This window comes from Azospirillum thiophilum, assembly GCF_001305595.1.
Lineage (GTDB): Bacteria > Pseudomonadota > Alphaproteobacteria > Azospirillales > Azospirillaceae > Azospirillum > Azospirillum thiophilum.
In genome coordinates, this window is sequence record NZ_CP012401.1 from 814,624 (window position 1) to 831,601 (window position 16,978).

A 16,978-nucleotide genomic window follows, 5' to 3' on the forward strand; every position below is an offset into this window, starting at 1 on the left:
CGTCAGTTGCCGAACTCTCCGATCCACAGGCTGCCGTCGGATCGGATGACTCCGTATTCAAGGTAATGCGGTTTCCAACTCTCATCTCCGTAGATCGGGCGGGAAAACACGAAGGTTCCGGAATTGGCGGTGCAATACCGTTCCATCGACCGGTACAGGTACCCCTGTTGACACCACCCGCGATTCACTGTCCTGGCCTGCGGAAACAGATTGATGTCCAGACCGCCACCCATGGCATGGGCGATGAAGTGGCCCTTGTCGCACCCCGGATAGACGTCCTTTATCGATCCGCCCAGGAAGCCCTGCATGCGTGGCGCATCGCGCTTGCCGAGGGGCTTGCCGGAAAAGCCATAGACGACGACAAGCCGTTCCTCAGGCGTGCAGTCGAAGACATAGGTGAAACCGGGCTCCAAATCGATCCAATGGGGGGTGGATCGCCGGTTGGACCGTCCCGTGTACCGTGACACCCAAATCTGTTCCACGGCATCCAGAAACTGCTCTGCCTTTGCCCTTGGGCTCTTGCCCTTCAACCGCTTCATTATCCTCTGGTAATCGATTCTCCAGCTTCCAATCATGATGGCTGCATCCATAAGATTGTTTGATACTGTAAATTTTTCGAGAGCCTTTCAAAAAACGAAGACTCTCACCGGGATTCTGGGAAAGATATTTTGCCCAATTCAACAGGAAACCGGCGGCCGAAGTATTTCCAACGCCGATTCCAGGAAACTCCATACGTAATCGTATGATTGGCGATCACATCGCCCGCGCATGGTTTTGCAACCCGGCTGCGGATTCCGGCCGAGTGGCCGCGCGCCGCATAAGAACGGGTATCGGCATGCGGCCGCCCGCCCACTTGTCACGCCCGCATCCCCTGCCCCGCGGTCATTGCGGTTGCACCGCAGGGGCGGCATGTCGTACCCATTCCGCTTGCCGCATCCGTGCGGATGCCCCCGGCGCGCACGGCCTTTCGGCGTATGCGCAAGTTGCGAGCAGATGGCGAGCCCATGGCCAAGCGCAAGCTTTTCGACGATTTCGATCCGGCCCCGCCCGGCCCTTCCGTCTCCGACACCCTGCGCACGACGCGCATGGCGCACGGGTACGACCTGCGCGACGTCGCGGCGATGCTGCGCATCCGCTACCCGTATCTGCTGGCCATCGAGGAAGGGCGGTTCGACGAGCTGCCGGGCAGCACCTACGCCATCGGTTTCCTACGCTCCTACGCGGAATGCCTCGGGCTCGACCCGGACGCCATCGCCGCCCGCTACAAGGAGGAGGCGGCCGGCACCGTCCGCCGCCAGGAACTCTATCTGCCGACCCCGGCCGCCGAAGGGCGCGCTTCGGGCGGGACGCTGCTGCTGGGCACGCTGGTGCTTGCCGGCATCGTCTATGGCGGCTGGTACTATCTGTCGGCCACCGACCGCTCGGTCGCCGATCTGGTGCCGACGCTGCCGGACCGGCTGGTCTCGCTGCTCGACGGCGTACCGGCCAAGCCGGCGGGCCAGACGGCCGACCAAACCGGTGCAGTCCAAACCGGTGCGGTCCAGCCGGGAGCCGAACCGGCGCCCGCGCCCGTGATCGCCTCCACCGCGACCACTCCGCCGCTTTCCGTTCCGCCGGCTTCCGTTCCGCCGGCCGCCTCCCCTGCCCCGGCGAGCCCCGCCCCGGCTTCGACCGCTCCGGCAACCTCGACCACCCTGGCCAAGCCGCCCCAGCCGGCGGCGGCGCCCAACGCCGCGACCGGCAAGCCGCCGCCGGTCGCCGCCACTCCGTCCCCCATCCCCCCCGCGGCCGTGCCGCCCGCCAACGCCCCTTCGGCTGCCGTGCCGCCGGCCGCCGCGCCGGGGACCGTCACGGGGATTATCAACGTCCCGCCCCCGCCGGCCGAGGACGACGAGGACGCCTCCCCGCAGGATCCGACCCCGCTGAACGCCGCGGCCGCCCCGCCGGCGGCCCCGGCCGCTCCGGCGGCCACGGCCACGGCCACGGCGGTGCCGGCCAACGGCAAGGTCTATGGCACGCTCAACACCAACGCGAAGCTGATCCTGAAGGCGACGCAGGAGAGCTGGCTGCAGGTCCGCGACGGCAACGAGATCGTCTTCACCCGGGTGCTGAAGCCGGGCGACACCTTCCGCGTGCCCGACAAGCCGAACGTGAAGATCCGCACCGGCAACGCCGGCGGCATCGTGGTGATGGCCGATGGCGGGGAAAGCCCGCCGCTCGGCTCCGTCGGGCAGGTGCTGCGCGACGTCGCCATCGACGCCCACGGGGCGGTCCGCCGCTAGGCGGGGCGCGATCCCGGCAGGGCGCGATGCCGGGGCGCGCCAGCCATGCAATGGCGGCGTCCCTCCGATCCGCATCCCCCGGATGACTTGAATCCCGGCCGGCCGTCCGCACTTCTGGCCTGGGGCCGGCTGCGCTAGGATGCGCCCCAGTCCGGCACCGTTCCGCTGTCTTGAGGCTTCCCGACATGACCGTGCGCGCCTATCGCCAGATCCTTCGCCGCAAATCGCGCCAAATCCGCGTCGGCAACGTGCTCGTCGGCGGCGACGCGCCGATCTCGGTCCAGACCATGACCAACACGCCGACCACCGACGTCAAGGCGACGGTCGAGCAGATCCAGGCGGCCGAGCGGGTCGGGGTGGACATCGTCCGCGTCTCCTGCCCCGACCGCGAGTCGGCGCTGGCACTGAAGGACATCGTGCGTCAGGTCAAGGTGCCGGTCGTCGCCGACATCCATTTCCACTACAAGCGCGCCATCGAGGCGGCGGAGAGCGGCGCCGCCTGCCTGCGCATCAATCCCGGCAACATCGGCTCGGCCGAGCGGGTGCGCGAGGTGGTGAAGGCGGCCAAGGACCATGGCTGTTCGATGCGCATCGGCGTCAATGCCGGCTCGCTGGAGCAGGATCTGCTGGAGAAATACGGCGAGCCCTGCCCGGAAGCCATGGTCGAGAGCGCGCTGACCCACGCGAAGATCCTGGAAGACAACGATTTCCGCGAGTTCAAGATCTCGGTGAAGGCGTCCGACGCCTTCCTGGCCGTCGCCGCCTACCAGGGGCTGGCCGACGCCTGCGACTACCCGCTGCACATCGGCATCACCGAGGCGGGCGGCCTGCGCGCCGGCACGGTGAAATCCTCCATCGGGCTCGGCATGCTGCTGTGGTCGGGCATCGGCGACACGCTGCGCGTCTCGCTGTCGGCCGACCCGGCGGAAGAGGTCCTGGTCGGCTACGACATCCTGAAGTCGCTGGGGCTGCGCCGCCGCGGCGTCACCGTGATCTCCTGCCCCAGCTGCGCCCGCCAGAACTTCAACGTCATCAAGACGGTGGAGCTGCTGGAGCAGAAGCTGTCCCACATCACCACGCCGCTGACCCTGTCGGTGATCGGCTGCGTCGTGAACGGTCCCGGCGAGGCGCGCGAAACCGACATCGGCCTGACCGGCGGCGGCAACAACACCCATCAGGTCTATCTGTCGGGCGTCACCGACCACCGGCTGAAGGACCAGGACATCGTCCAGCATCTGGTCGGGCTGGTCGAGAAGAAGGCCGCCGAGATCGAGGCGGCGAAGGCGGCGGCAGAGGCTGCTGCGGAGAGCGCGCGGGAGAGCGAGCGAGACGTGGCGCCGGCCGCGGAGTAAGCTGCACCGGAATTGGGCAGGAACAGCGACCAGCGGCGTGACCACCACCTCCTATTTCGTCATCGGCGCCAGCCACCGGACCTGTTCCGGAGTCGTCCGCGACCGCCTGTCGACCGACGAGGCGGAGGTCGCGGGCATGCTGGACCGGCTGCGCGCCGCCGGCGTGGGTCAGGCGGTGTGGCTCAGCACCTGCGACCGGGTCGAGGTTCAGGCGGTCCATGAGCGCCCGAACGAGGCGGCGCTGGCGGTGGCCGAGGCGATGGCCGAGCGGGCCGGGCTGGCGACCGCCGATCTGGCGCCGCAGCTCTACACCCGCACCGGGATCGACGCGGTGCGCCACCTGTTCGCGGTCGCCTGCTCGCTCGACAGCCAGATCGTCGGCGAGCCGCATATCCTGGGCCAGGTCAAGGCCGCCCACCGCAGCGCCGCCGCCGCCGGGCTGACCGGGCCGGAACTGGAGGCGGTGCTGCAGGCCGCCTATGCCGCCGCCAAGCGGGTGCGCAGCGAGACGCCGATCGCCGAAGGGGCGACCTCGCTGGCCGCCGCCGCCGTGCAGGTGGCGCGCGACCTGCACGGCGACCTCGGGCGCTGCGGCGCCCTGCTGGTCGGCATGGGCGACATGGGCGCCCTGGTGCTGGAGGGTCTGCGCGATGCCGGGCTGCCGCGGCTGACGGTCGCGGCGCCGGTCGACCGGCGGGCGGAGGCGGCGGCGCGGCGGCTGAACGGGCATTTCGCCCCCTGGGCCGATCTGGAAGCGGCGATGACCGGCGCCGATATCCTGGTGACCGCGGCCGGGCTGGGGCGCTATATCCTGACGGCTCCGATGATGGAGGCGGTGCTGAAGCGCCGTCGCCGTCGGCCGGTCTTCGTGGTCGATGCCGCCATCCCGTCCGACGTCGATCCGGCGGTCGCCGGCATGGACGGCGCCTTCGTCTATGATCTGGCCGATCTGGAGCGGGTGGCGCTGCAGGGCCGCGTCGGGCGCGAGGCGGCGACCCAGGCGGCCTGGATGATCGTGGACGAGGCGGTGGGCGCCTTCGCCCGCGATCGCGCCGAACGGGCGGCGGTGCCGGCGGTGGCGGCGCTGCGCAGCCATTTCGAGACGGAGCGGCGGCGGCTGCTGGCCGGGCATGGCGATCTCGACGCGGCGTCGGCGACGCGGCTGCTGGTCAACCGGCTGCTGCACGCCCCGTCGGAGGCGCTCCGGGCGCTGGCCGCCGACCGCAGCGGCGAGGGGCTGGCCGAACGGGCCGCGGCCGAACGGCTGATGTTCCGCCTGTTCGGCCTGGACAGGCCCACCGGCGGCACCGGCCTGGAACTGAGTGAACGGGATAAGGACGAGCGACGTGAGCCTGGACGAGAAGTTCGATAAGGTGATGGCCCGGTATGACGAGCTGCGCGACACGCTTGCGGCCGGCCTTGCCGACTCGGGCGCCTTCGCCCGGCTGTCCAAGGAATATGCCGACCTCACCCCGATCGCCGGGGCCATCGCCGAGCTCAAGAAGGGCCGGGCCGAGGCCGCCGACCTCGCCGGGATGATCGCGGACATGATGGGGGATCCCGCCGCCGACGCCGAGATGAAGGCGATGGCCGAGGAGGAGTTCCGCGACCTGACCAAGCGCATCCCGGAGTTGGAGCGCAAGGTGCAGATCTCGCTGCTGCCCAAGGACGAGGCGGACGAGAAGAACGCCATCCTGGAGGTGCGCGCCGGCACCGGCGGCGACGAGGCGGCGCTGTTCGCCGCCGAGCTGTTCGAGATGTACCGGCGCTATGCCGGGCTGCATGGCTGGCGATTCGAGGCGATGGACGTCAGCGAGACCGGCATCGGCGGCTACAAGGAGGCGACTGCCAACATCACCGGCCGCGGCGTCTTCGCCCGGCTGAAGTTCGAATCCGGCGTCCACCGTGTCCAGCGCGTGCCGGCGACCGAGGCGCAGGGGCGCATCCACACCTCGGCCGCCACCGTCGCCGTGCTGCCCGAGGCGGAGGAGGTCGACATCCACATCGACGAGAAGGATCTGCGCATCGACGTCTTCCGCTCGTCGGGTCCGGGCGGCCAGTCGGTCAACACCACCGACAGCGCGGTGCGCATCACCCATCTGCCGACCGGCCTCGTGGTGAGCCAGCAGGACGAGAAGTCGCAGCACAAGAACAAGGCCAAGGCGCTGAAGGTGCTGCGCGCCCGGCTGTACGACCGCGAGCGCGCAGAGAAGGACGCGGTCCGCGCCGCCGACCGCAAGAACCAGGTCGGCAGCGGTGACCGCTCGGAACGCATCCGCACCTACAATTTCCCGCAGGGCCGCGTCACCGACCACCGGATCAACCTGACGCTCTACAAGATCGACAAGGTGATGGCGGGCGAAGCGCTGGACGAGCTGATCGACGCGCTGGTGTCCGAGGACGAGGCGGCAAGGCTGGCCGAACTGGCGTGAGCCTCCATATTTGGACGCTTCAATCTCCCTCTCCCGCCAAAGGCGGGGGAGGGTCGGGGAGGGGGCCGAGCACTTCCCAGATCATGCGCGCCACTCCGTCGGGATTGTTCAGCACATCGGTGTTCCAAAATCGCAGCACTCGCCAGCCGGCAGCCATCATCCGCCGATCGCGTGCGGCATCGTACAGGGACTCCGCGTGCTGTCCGCCATCCGCTTCGACGACCAGCTTCGCTTCGATGCATGCGAAATCGGCGATATAGGGCGGAATGGGATGCTGGCGCCGGAAGTACCACCCGCCGATCTGGCGGCGGCGCAACAGGCTCCAGAGTTTGCGTTCGGCATCGGTGGGAATGCGGCGCATGCCGCGGGCTTGGGTGAGCGCGGTTTTCTTGGCACGTGGCATTGGTTTGTCGACGTTCGCCCCCTCCCTAACCCTCCCCCGCTCTCAGCGGACCTACGGTCCGCCTGTCGCGTCAGCACAAAGCACAGCTTTGTGCGAGAGCTTCGCGGGAGAGGGGATCTAGCGCAAGTTTGACCACATATGTGTGGTTGAGGAAGATGAAGAATGGTCGCATCCATGACTCTCCGCACCCTGCGCGCACAGGCCGAGGCGCGGCTGCGCGACGCCGGCATCGACACGCCGGAGCTCGACGCCCGCTATCTGCTGGAACATGCGCTGACCCTCACCCGCACCGATTTCGTTACGAAAGCGGAACAAATCATCCCGGACGATGCCGCCGCCCGCGCGCTGGCGCTGGTCGAGCGCCGCGCCGCGCGGGAGCCGGTCGGCCGCATCCTCGGCCATCGCGAGTTCTGGACCATCGACCTCGCCCTCAACCCCGACACGCTGGAGCCGCGGCCCGACACAGAGACGGTGGTGGAGGCGGTGCTGGCCGCCATTCCCGACCGGAAGGCGCCCTTGCGCCTGCTCGATCTCGGAACCGGAACGGGCTGCATCCTGCTGGCGCTGCTGTCGGAACTGCCGAACGCCGGCGGTCTCGGCATCGATCTCAGCCCGCTGGCGGTCGAGGCGGCGGCCGGCAACGCCGCCCGCAACGGGCTGGCCGGGCGCGTCCGCTTCCAGACCGGCGATTGGGCCACCGGCATCGCCGACCGGTTCGACATCGTCGTCTCGAATCCCCCCTACATCCCCAGCGCCGACATCGCCGCGCTGGAGCCGGAGGTGCGGGACCACGACCCGCTCCGCGCGCTGGACGGCGGGCCGGACGGGCTGGAGCCCTACCGGATCATCGCCGCCGAACTGCCGCGCCTGCTGGTCCCCGGCGGGCTGGCCGCCTTCGAGGTCGGGCAGGGACAGGCGGAACAGGTGGCGGCGCTGGTCGAGGCGCAGGGTCTGGCGGAAACCGCGATCCTGTGTGACCTGGGGGGGATAAAACGCTGCGTCCGGGCGCGAAACGGCCTCTAAGCCGGCAGCCGGCCAAAAAAACGGTTGGATCGGCGGGCTTAGCCGGGTAGTGTGCGGTACACGACCGCGAACCTACGGCCTGCGGAGCATGATTCTCGGATGGTTTTCTGCCGAGCGCTGACCGCCATGGCCCGCCGCACGCGTTGCGGACGCGTCGTTTGAACCCCGTGAGCGACCCATGGAAACCGTCCATGGCAGGCTCGGTGGCCGGGCCGGTTGGCCGGATGGCCGCCGCAGCGTTCCGGGGGTTGCGCTTCTCTTGCATGGGGCCTTAAGAGCCGAATGAGACAGGGACCGAACTCCAGGCGTTCGCGTGGTCGTGGCAGCAGCAGCGGCGGCGTGAGCAGTGGCGGCGGCGGCGGTGGGGGCGGCGGTGCCGGCCGGCGCCAGAATGTTCCGCTGCGTCACCAGACCTTCGACAGCAACGGCCCCGACGTCCGCATCCGCGGCAACGCGTGGCAGGTGCAGGAGAAATATCAGGCTCTGGCCCGCGATGCGATGTCGTCCGGCGACCGGGTGCAGGCGGAAAACTACCTGCAGCATGCGGAACATTACCTCCGCATCATCAACCAGATCCAGGAATCGGAAAACCGCCAGCGCGGCGGCCAGCCCGTCAACGGCCACGGCCACCAGCCGCAAGGCTCGTCGCTGTCCGGCGACGACGACGAGTCCGAGGACGAGACCGACGGCGAGGAACGGGCGGCCGTCAACGCCTGATTTTGAGCCTGAGGCCAGGGCCTGACCCCAGGCCTCCGGCCGCTTCGGCACTCAGTCCGACGGCGATCAGTCCAACGGCGTGACCGGGTCGCCCACCGCGATCCGGCCGCCGCCGGTGACGCGGGCGCGCAGCAGGATCTGGCTGTGGCCATAGCCGCGGTCCATGATCGTCGGCAGGCTGAGGTCGGCGACGCCGCTGTCCGGGTTGACATCGTTGCCGGGCGTGCAGTCCAGCGCCTCCACCACCTCCAGCACCGCACCGCCCACACTCAGCTTACGGCCGATCCAGCCGCGCTCCGCCCACGGGTCGAGGCCGTCCAGCAGCAGGTTGGCGCGCAGGCGGCGCGGGTCGACCGGCTGCTTGGCGATCCGCTCCTCAACGTCGCGCAGGCTGGCGAGGTTCAGCAGGGTGACCGACGGTTCCTCGCAATCGCCGAAGGCGCCGTGCGTCGCCTCGACCAGCCGGGGCATGCCGGGGACGATCCCGGCCAGATAGGCGGCGAAGAACTGCTCCAGCAGGGTGCGCCCCATCGGCTGGTCCAGCCGGCCGCGCGACACCTGCCTGCCACCGCGCCGCACCACCAGAGCCCGCGTCTCCTCGTCGAACTCGGTCTGCAGGGCCGCCAGCCTTTCGCTGCGGTCGAGCGTGAAGAAGTCCGACGGCAGGCGCCAGCCCTCCGTCTCGGCATCCAGCGCGGCCGGGCCATGCAGCAGCCCATAGCGGCGGTCGAGCGGGATGGCCTGCCCGGCGGTCAGATCGGTGGCGGGAAGGTCCTGGCCGCTCATGCCCTTGACGGGATAGCGGCGGATGGCGGCGAGTGTGGTTTCCATTGCACTGCACAATGAGAGGGGCGGAGCATCCCTGTCAACCGATGCGGTGCCTGTTTTTCATGCTGCGGCTTCGGCAAGGCAGGCTCCGCTCCGCCGATTGATCTGGTGCCGCTACCAGCGTTCGGCGATGGGCCGCCGCCCGAGAAATTCCTCCAGCCGCCGCCCGGTGGCCGGCGACAGCCCCGCCGGCAGCCGGTCGAGCGGGAAGAAGCGCGCCTCCAGGATCTCCACCCCGTCGGGTTTCACGGCCCCGCGCCAGCCCGTCATGACGAAGACCGCCACATGGTCGCTGGCGCCGTTGCGGAAGCGGGCATAGATGCCAAGCGGCTGGGCGGGACGGTCGGCGACCAGCCCCGCCTCCTCCCGCAGCTCGCGCATCGCCGCGTCGGCCAGCGTTTCCCCCCGGCCGACGCCGCCGCCCGGCAGATGCCAGCCTTCGACATAGCTGTGCCGGATCAGCAGGACGCGCGGCCCGGCCGGGTCGGACCGGTCGACGACGATCGCCCGCACCCCCATGGTCAGCGGCCGCGCCACCCGGTGCCACGCCCCGCGCAGAAGCCAGGCGAGCCGCAGCAGCCGGGCCAGCATGGTCCGGGGAACCGGCCGGGCGTCGGGCTCGGCGTCGGGCTCGGCATCGGTGCGGGACCTGGTGGCGATGTCGGTCATGAGGGAATCCGGGGCGGCGGCCGCTATATGGTCGGTCGGCCGGCAGTCTAGCCGCGGCCCACGGGGACCGGATAGGGGGCAATCGGCTGGCCGCGCCCTACCCCTTTTTCCCAGTCCTAGGCGCTCCGGCGGAGGGAGGCGCGTTGGAGTTTCCTGCCCGATACCCTTTCCGCGCCGATGGTCTTGTCCAATGGTCTTGCATGGCCTCAAGCCCTGCCTACATCTCCGGCAGCATCCTTGCGGATCGCACTGTCATGTGGATCAAGTCGACCGGGCTGCCTCGCGGACGGTCGGCGGAGATGGGGGAAGCATCATGGATTTCGAGAAATACACCGAGCGCAGCCGCGGATTCGTGCAGGCGGCGCAGACCCTGGCCGTGCGCCGCGGGCACCAGCGCCTGACGCCCGAGCATCTGCTGAAGACCCTGCTGGACGACAAGGAGGGCCTCGCCGCCAACCTGATCCGGGCGGCGGGCGGCGACCCGCAGGCGGCGCTGTCGGCGGTCGACGCCGAGCTGGACAAGCTGCCGAAGGTCGAGGGCAGCGGCGCCGGCCAGCTCTACCTGACGCCCGAACTCTCGCGCGTGTTCGAACAGGCGGAGAAGGTGTCCGAGAAGGCCGGCGACAGCTTCGTCACCGCCGAACGCATCCTGCTGGCGCTGGCGATGGCCGACGGCAGCCCGTCCGGCAAGGCGCTCAAGTCCGCCGGCCTGACGCCGCAGGCGCTGAACACCGCGATCAACGACATCCGCAAGGGCCGCACCGCCGACAGCGCCAGCGCCGAGCAGGGCTATGACGCGCTGAAGAAATACGCCCGCGACCTGACCGCCGCGGCGCGCGACGGCAAGCTCGACCCCGTGATCGGCCGCGACGAGGAGATCCGCCGCACCATCCAGGTGCTGGCGCGGCGCACCAAGAACAATCCCGTCCTGATCGGCGAACCCGGCGTCGGCAAGACCGCCATCGTCGAGGGGCTGGCCCAGCGCATCGTCAAGGGCGACGTGCCGGAAGGGCTGAAGAACAAGCAGCTGCTGTCGCTCGACCTGTCCGCCATGGTCGCGGGCGCCAAGTATCGCGGCGAGTTCGAGGAGCGGCTGAAGGCCGTGCTGTCGGAAATCCAGGCCGCGGCCGGCGAGATCGTCGTCTTCATCGACGAGCTGCACACGCTGGTCGGCGCCGGCAAGTCCGACGGCGCCATGGACGCCTCCAACATGCTCAAGCCCGCGCTGGCGCGCGGCGAGCTGCATTGCGTCGGCGCCACCACGCTGGACGAGTTCCGCAAATACATCGAGAAGGACGCGGCGCTGGCCCGGCGCTTCCAGCCGGTCTTCGTGTCGGAGCCGACGGTGGAGGACACCATCTCGATCCTGCGCGGCCTGAAGGAGCGCTACGAGGTCCATCACGGCGTGCGCATCACCGACAGCGCCATCGTCTCGGCCGCGACCCTGTCCAACCGCTACATCACCGACCGCTTCCTGCCCGACAAGGCCATCGACCTGATCGACGAGGCGGCGAGCCGCCTGCGCATGGCGGTGGACAGCAAGCCGGAGGCCATCGACGAGCTCGACCGCCGCATCATCCAGCTGAAGATCGAGCGCGAGGCGCTGAAGCGCGAGTCCGATCAGGCCTCGCGCGACCGCCTGGTCGCCCTGGAGCGCGAGCTGTCCGACCTGGAGCAGGAGTCGGCCGAGCTGACCGCCAAGTGGCAGGCCGAGAAGGACCAGCTCCAGGGCGCGCAGAAGATCAAGGAGGATCTGGAGAAGGCCCGCACCGAGCTGGAGACCGCGCAGCGCGACGGCAATTGGGGCCGGGCGGGCGAGCTGGCCTACGGCGTCATCCCCGGCCTGGAAAAGGCGCTGAAAGACGCCGAGGAGCATGCCAGCAGCCGCATGCTGAACGAGGAGGTGCGCGACAGCGACATCGCCGCGGTGGTCAGCCGCTGGACCGGCGTTCCGGTCGACAAGATGCTGGCCGGCGAGCGCGAGAAGCTGCTGGCGATGGAGGACAAGCTGCGCGGCCGGGTCATCGGCCAGGACGAGGCCATCGTCGCGGTGTCCAATGCCGTGCGCCGGGCGCGCGCCGGCTTGCAGGATCCCAACCGCCCGATCGGCTCCTTCCTGTTCCTGGGGCCGACCGGCGTCGGCAAGACCGAGCTGACCAAGGCGCTCGCCGAGTTCCTGTTCGACGACGAGACCGCCATGGTCCGGCTCGACATGTCGGAATATATGGAGAAGCACTCCGTCGCCCGCATGATCGGCGCACCGCCGGGCTATGTCGGCTATGAGGAAGGCGGGGCGCTGACCGAGGCGGTGCGCCGCCGGCCCTATCAGGTCGTGCTGTTCGACGAGGTGGAGAAGGCGCATCCCGACGTCTTCAACGTGCTGCTCCAGGTGCTGGACGACGGCCGGCTGACCGACGGCCAGGGCCGCACGGTCGACTTCCGCAACGTCGTCATCATCATGACCTCCAACCTCGGCTCGCAGGCGCTGGCCGAACAGCCGGAGGGCGAGGACAGCGGCGCCGTGCGCGAGGAGGTGATGGAGGCCGTCCGCGCCCATTTCCGGCCGGAATTCCTCAACCGGCTGGACGAGATCCTGCTGTTCCACCGGCTCGACCGCCGGCACATGGGCGGCATCGTCAAGATCCAGCTCGCCCGCCTGACGAAGATGCTGGCCGACCGCGAGATCACGCTGACGGTGGACGAGGCGGCGACCCACTGGCTGGCGGAGGCCGGCTACGACCCGGTCTATGGCGCCCGCCCGCTGAAGCGGGTGATCCAGCGCGAGTTGCAGAACCCGATGGCGACCCTGATCCTGGAGGGCCGGATCAAGGACGGCCAGACCGTGACGGTCGGGGCGGAAGGCGGATCGCTGACCATCGACGGCCAGCCGGTGGGCGGGCTGGTCCGCAAGGGCTGACGACAGGACGGCTTTGACGCCGCAAGGCCCTCCCCCCACCACGGGGGAGGGCCTTTTGCGTTCCGGCGGGAGAGGGCGGACGGTGCCCGCCGGCGCATGGCTCTGATGAGTTAGATACGGGTTTGTCGGGCCGCCGAACTGTGCGTATGATCGGCCTCGGTGTTTAACAAATCGAACACCTCCCGGCGGACCCCGAGGGGCGGCCGGGGGGTGCGAACCCGACAAGACCGAACAGGAAGACCCTCTCCATGACCGCTCCGGGCAGCACCGTCGGCAACTCCGCCGCCAGCCGCGACAAGGCCTTCGTCCTCCATCCCTACACCAACCTGCATGCCCACGAGACGCAGGGGCCGCTGATCATCGAGCGCGGCGAGGGCGTGCACGTCTTCGACGATGGCGGCAAGGACTACATCGAGGGCATGGCGAGCCTGTGGTGCGTCTCGCTCGGCTGGGGTGAGGAGCGGCTGGTGCAGGCGGCGGCCAAGCAGATGCGGCAGCTGTCCAGCTACCACATCTTCGGCCACAAGTCGCACGAGCCGGGAATCGATCTGGCGGAAAGGCTGATTGGGCTGGCGCCGGTGCCGATGTCCAAGGTGTTCTTCGCCAATTCCGGGTCGGAAGCCAACGACACCGCGATCAAGCTGATCTGGTACTACAGCAACGCGCTTGGCCGGCCGGAGAAGAAGAAGATCCTCTCGCGCCAACGCGCCTATCACGGCGTGACGGTGGCGACCGCCAGCCTGACCGGCCTGCCCAACAACCACCGCGACTTCGACCTGCCGATCGCCCGGATCATCCATGGCGACTGCCCGCACCATTACCGCAACGCCCATGAGGGCGAGAGCGAGGAGGCCTTCGCCACCCGGCTGGCCGAGCAGCTGGAGGCGCTGATCCTGGCAGAGGGGCCGGACACCATCGCCGCCATGTTCGCCGAGCCGGTGATGGGCGCCGGCGGCGTCGTGGTCCCGCCCGCGACCTACTTCGCCAAGATCCAGCCGGTGTTGAAGAAATACGACATCCTGCTGGTCGCCGACGAGGTGATCTGCGGTTTCGGCCGCACCGGCAATTTCTGGGGCAGCCAGACCATGGGCATGCAGCCGGACATCCTGACCTGCGCCAAGCAGCTGTCGTCCGGCTATCTGCCGATCTCCGCCGTGATGGTGTCGGACGCGGTCTATCGCGCCTGCGTCGAGGAGAGCAGGAAGATCGGCACCTTCGGCCACGGCTACACCTATTCCGCCCATCCGGTGGCGGCGGCGGTGGCGCTGGAGACGCTGAAGATCTACGAGGAGCGCGACATCGTCGGCCATGTCCGCTCGATCGCCCCGGCCTTCCAGAGCCGGCTGAAGGCGCTGGCCGAGCATCCGCTGGTCGGCGAGGCCCGCGGCATCGGCCTGATCGGCGCTGTGGAGCTGGTGGCCGACAAGGCGACCAAGACCCCGTTCGACCCGGTCGGCCGCGCCGGTGCGGTGGTCAACGGCCTGACCCAGGACAACGGCCTGATCGTCCGCGCCATGGGCGATTCGATCGCGCTGTGCCCGCCGCTGGTGATCACCGAGGCGGAAGTCCACGAGACCTTCGACCGCCTGACCAAGGCGCTCGACGCCGCGGTCCCGGTGCTGCGCGGGTAAGAGCAACACCCTCTCCCCCCTTGAGATCCCCTCTCCCCCCCGGGGAGAGGGTTAGGGTGAGGGGGACGCATGGCGTGACTTATTCCAGGAACCCGCGCGTCCGATTGTCCCGTGAGCCATGCAGCGTGCCCCCCTCACCCCGGCCCTCTCCCCGGGGGGAGAGGGGGATGGGCGGGGGGAAGGGATTCACCCCCGCCGCAGATGCATCTTGCCCAGCCCGCCCAGCGCGTCGAACAGCTGGCGGAACTGGGCGAGGAACTGGTCCCAGCTCACCTTCGCCGTCGGCTCGATGGCGGCATGCAGGGCGCCGAGGCTGGTCTTGCCGTCGATCCGCGCCAGGATCGGGCCGGCCAGCCGGGGCAGCGGCAGGGCCACGACGCTGCCCATCAGGTCGAATTCCAGGCTGCCGCCCGGCGGCACGCTCTTCGCCACGACCGCGCCGTCGAGGTCGCGCAGCACCGGAACCACCTCCGGCGCGTCCGGCGCGATGCGGGCGCCCGCCAGATCGGCCGGGCGCAGCAGATAGGCGATGTGCTTGGTGAAGGCGCCGGTGATGCGCTCGGTCCAGGCGGCACGCTCCAGCGGCCCCATCCCCTCCAGCCGCTTCAGGACGCGGGCGTCCTTGATCCACAGCGACGGCTCGTAGCGCAGCGGGTCGATCAGCGTCGCGACGGCGAGCCCGGCGCTCTCCGCCAGCTCCGCCAGCTGCGGCACGCTGTAGGGCCGGTCGCAGCTGTGCAGCAGCAGGTCGTAGAGATTGGCGTCGGCCAGCCGGTGGTCGCCGATGTGCGGGTTGTTCAGCAGCCAGTTGGTCGGCGGCAGCGCCTGGATCAGCCGACGGGCCAGCGCCACCTTCTCGGCCGGCGGCAGCCCGTCGGTCATGCCGCGCAGCGCCTCCTGCATCGGATAGACGCCGGTTCGGCCATGGGGAGCGTAGACCATGATGCCGATGCCGCCGCCGGGCGCCAGCGCCGCGGCCAGCGAGCGCAGGCCGGCCGCCGGGTCGTCCAGATGGTGCAGCACGCCGCAGCAGTCGATGTAGTCGAACGGCCCGGCCTCGGCCACCAGCCCGTCCAGCTCCAGCAGCGAGCCCCGTTGAAAGTCGATGTTGGTCAGGCCGCGCGCCCCGGCCCGCGCCTCGGCGACGGCGCGGCTGGCGTCGGACAGGTCGATATAGGCGATGCGCCCCGGATTGCCGGCATCGGCCATCTGCTGGGCCAGCATGATGGTGCCGTCCCCGGTGCCGCCGCCGGCCACCAGCACGCGCAGCGGCCTGGCATGATCGATCCGGCCGCCGAAGACATGCTGGACCAGCTCGTCCAGATGGCTGGGCGAGCCGGTGATCAGGCGCTTGCCCTCGTCGGCCGGATTGCGCGCCGGGTAGGGATAGGCTTCGTACTGGGCACGCAGGTCGTCGATGCTCATGGTCGGCAGCTCATAAGGAACGGGCGCGGCGACCATAGCACCGCGCCCGTCCCGCCTGCACCCATGCGATGGCGGTTGCGATGGCGGTCCCGCCGGCGCTTCAGCCCGGCCAGCCCGCCGCCGGCCGCACCTCGCCCACCCTGGCGCCGGCACGGTTCAGCAGCGGCGCGGCCAGCAGATTCGGCACCCGCGCCCATTGCGCCTCGCTCAGCGCCCCGGTCGAGCGGATCAGGGCGGCCAGCGCCACCTCGCGGGCACGGGCGGCGCCGTCCTCGATCTTCAGCGCGATACCGATGCCCTGTTCCGGGATCACGGCGCAGCCGACCCCCTCGGCCCCGCCCTTGACCAGCACGGCCCCCTCGGCCGCCTCCATCAGCGCGGTGTCGAAGGTTCCGCTGCCGCCGATCAGGAACGGGTGCCGGCCCCAGGCGGCGGCGATGCGGGTGACGGCCTGCGCCCGCGCGTCCGGCAGGTCGACCGGGTCGGCGATGCGGGCCATGGCATAGGCGATGGCGCCCAGCGGGATGCCGACGGTCGGGATCGAGCAGCCGTCGACGCCCCAGGGCGCGCCGAACAGGTTCTGCCCGGTCATCTGCTCCATCACGCCGAGGATGCGCTGCTGCACCGGATGCTCGTAGCGGACATAGCCCTTCAGCCGCTCGCGCCGGTGCTTCGCCGTGGTCAGGAAGCCGCTGTGCTTGCCGGAGCAATTGTTATGGAAGACGGTCGGCGCCTCGCCGCGGCGGACCAGATCCGCGGCGGTCGCGGCATCATAGGGGATCTGCGCGCCGCATTCGTAATCGTCCGGCGTCAGCCCGACCCGCTCGGCCCAGGCGCGCACCAGTTCGGTATGCTGCGCCTCGCCATTGTGGGAGGCGCAGGCCAGCGCCAGCTCCTCGTCGCCCAGCCCGAAGGCGTCGAGCGCGCCGCTTTCGACCAGCGGGATCGCCTGCAGCGACTTGATGGCGGAGCGCGGGTAGACCGGCGCGTCGATGTCGCCCCAGCTGGCCAGCACATGGCCGCCGGCATCGACGATGCAGGCGCGGGCGCGGTGCAGCGATTCCACCAGGCTGCCGCGCGTCACCTCCACCGTGATCGGGCTTTCCGCCGGGCCGGAGAGGTCGGCGCGGCCCTCCGCTCCCGGAGCATGGGGGTGGCCGTGATGGTGGTGGTCCCCACCGCCGCCGCAGGACGAATGGTCATGGGTATGGTCTGTGCTCATGGCGGCGAGCTTGCCTCGGACGGGCGGCGGCGGCAAGCTCCCGCCCGGTCATCCGACGATCTTCATCCTCACCTTCA

General features: G+C 69.8%; 14 protein-coding genes. 8 read left to right on the plus strand and 6 right to left on the minus strand.

The genetic code is table 11. The features are described 5' to 3' along the window. Positions 1-2: 2 nt before the first annotated feature. Positions 3-590 carry a DNA/RNA non-specific endonuclease gene (locus AL072_RS03680; RefSeq protein ID WP_052709948.1) on the minus strand — a complete coding sequence of 196 codons (588 nt, stop codon included), beginning with the start codon at positions 588-590 and terminating at the stop codon, positions 3-5. A 414-nt stretch (positions 591-1,004) separates the two neighbouring features. On the opposite strand from AL072_RS03680, the gene AL072_RS03685 reads away from it, so the two are divergent. The 4 genes from AL072_RS03685 to prfA all read left to right on the plus strand — a co-directional run bounded on the left by AL072_RS03685 (position 1,005) and on the right by prfA (position 6,066). Beyond that, on the plus strand, positions 1,005-2,282 hold the full coding sequence (locus tag AL072_RS03685) for a helix-turn-helix domain-containing protein (protein ID WP_045581466.1): 1,278 nt from the start codon (positions 1,005-1,007) through the stop codon (positions 2,280-2,282). Between the two features lie 185 nt (positions 2,283-2,467). Continuing rightward, positions 2,468-3,634, plus strand: a complete 1,167-nt coding sequence (ispG, locus tag AL072_RS03690) for a flavodoxin-dependent (E)-4-hydroxy-3-methylbut-2-enyl-diphosphate synthase (RefSeq protein ID WP_045581465.1) — start codon at positions 2,468-2,470, stop codon at positions 3,632-3,634. A gap of 37 nt (positions 3,635-3,671) precedes the next feature. Next, complete coding sequence (gene hemA / locus AL072_RS03695) at positions 3,672-5,006, plus strand: glutamyl-tRNA reductase (protein WP_045581464.1); 1,335 nt, start codon at positions 3,672-3,674, stop codon at positions 5,004-5,006. Further along, positions 4,981-6,066: a peptide chain release factor 1 gene (prfA, locus tag AL072_RS03700; protein ID WP_045581463.1), complete on the plus strand. Its 1,086-nt coding sequence runs from the start codon at positions 4,981-4,983 to the stop codon at positions 6,064-6,066. Before hemA ends, prfA begins: the two co-directional genes overlap by 26 nt. A 19-nt stretch (positions 6,067-6,085) precedes the next feature. Here the strand turns inward: prfA and AL072_RS03705 are convergent, their stop codons facing one another. Beyond that, positions 6,086-6,469, minus strand: coding sequence for an endonuclease domain-containing protein (locus tag AL072_RS03705; protein WP_045581462.1), 384 nt, complete (start codon positions 6,467-6,469; stop codon positions 6,086-6,088). Positions 6,470-6,643: 174 nt separating this feature from the next. On the opposite strand from AL072_RS03705, the gene prmC reads away from it, so the two are divergent. Together prmC and AL072_RS03715 are read left to right on the plus strand one after the other, a co-directional pair. Further along, positions 6,644-7,492 (plus strand): peptide chain release factor N(5)-glutamine methyltransferase, encoded by an 849-nt coding sequence (gene prmC, locus AL072_RS03710; protein WP_045582531.1) that lies wholly within the window; start codon positions 6,644-6,646, stop codon positions 7,490-7,492. A gap of 339 nt (positions 7,493-7,831) precedes the next feature. Next, positions 7,832-8,209 (plus strand): DUF4167 domain-containing protein, encoded by a 378-nt coding sequence (locus AL072_RS03715; protein WP_425388572.1) that lies wholly within the window; start codon positions 7,832-7,834, stop codon positions 8,207-8,209. A gap of 66 nt (positions 8,210-8,275) precedes the next feature. Here AL072_RS03715 and AL072_RS03720 read toward each other — a convergent pair whose 3' ends face one another. Together AL072_RS03720 and AL072_RS03725 are read right to left on the minus strand one after the other, a co-directional pair. Then, on the minus strand, positions 8,276-9,040 hold the full coding sequence (locus tag AL072_RS03720) for an MOSC domain-containing protein (protein ID WP_045581460.1): 765 nt from the start codon (positions 9,038-9,040) through the stop codon (positions 8,276-8,278). A gap of 111 nt (positions 9,041-9,151) precedes the next feature. Beyond that, on the minus strand, positions 9,152-9,706 hold the full coding sequence (locus AL072_RS03725) for an NUDIX domain-containing protein (protein WP_200909775.1): 555 nt from the start codon (positions 9,704-9,706) through the stop codon (positions 9,152-9,154). A 313-nt stretch (positions 9,707-10,019) separates the two neighbouring features. Between AL072_RS03725 and clpB the strand changes: the two genes are divergently transcribed. Next, positions 10,020-12,623 (plus strand): ATP-dependent chaperone ClpB, encoded by a 2,604-nt coding sequence (clpB, locus tag AL072_RS03730; protein ID WP_045581459.1) that lies wholly within the window; start codon positions 10,020-10,022, stop codon positions 12,621-12,623. A 248-nt stretch (positions 12,624-12,871) separates the two neighbouring features. Further along, positions 12,872-14,254 (plus strand): aspartate aminotransferase family protein, encoded by a 1,383-nt coding sequence (locus AL072_RS03735; RefSeq protein WP_045581458.1) that lies wholly within the window; start codon positions 12,872-12,874, stop codon positions 14,252-14,254. 186 nt (positions 14,255-14,440) lie between these two features. On the opposite strand, the gene AL072_RS03740 is transcribed toward AL072_RS03735, so the two are convergent. Both AL072_RS03740 and AL072_RS03745 read right to left on the minus strand, forming a co-directional pair. Continuing rightward, positions 14,441-15,679, minus strand: coding sequence for a class I SAM-dependent methyltransferase (locus AL072_RS03740; RefSeq protein WP_045582529.1), 1,239 nt, complete (start codon positions 15,677-15,679; stop codon positions 14,441-14,443). Positions 15,680-15,779: 100 nt separating this feature from the next. Continuing rightward, a complete protein-coding gene (locus AL072_RS03745; protein ID WP_045581457.1) occupies positions 15,780-16,901 on the minus strand; it encodes an asparaginase in 1,122 nt (373 codons plus the stop codon). Positions 16,902-16,978 lie beyond the last annotated feature (77 nt).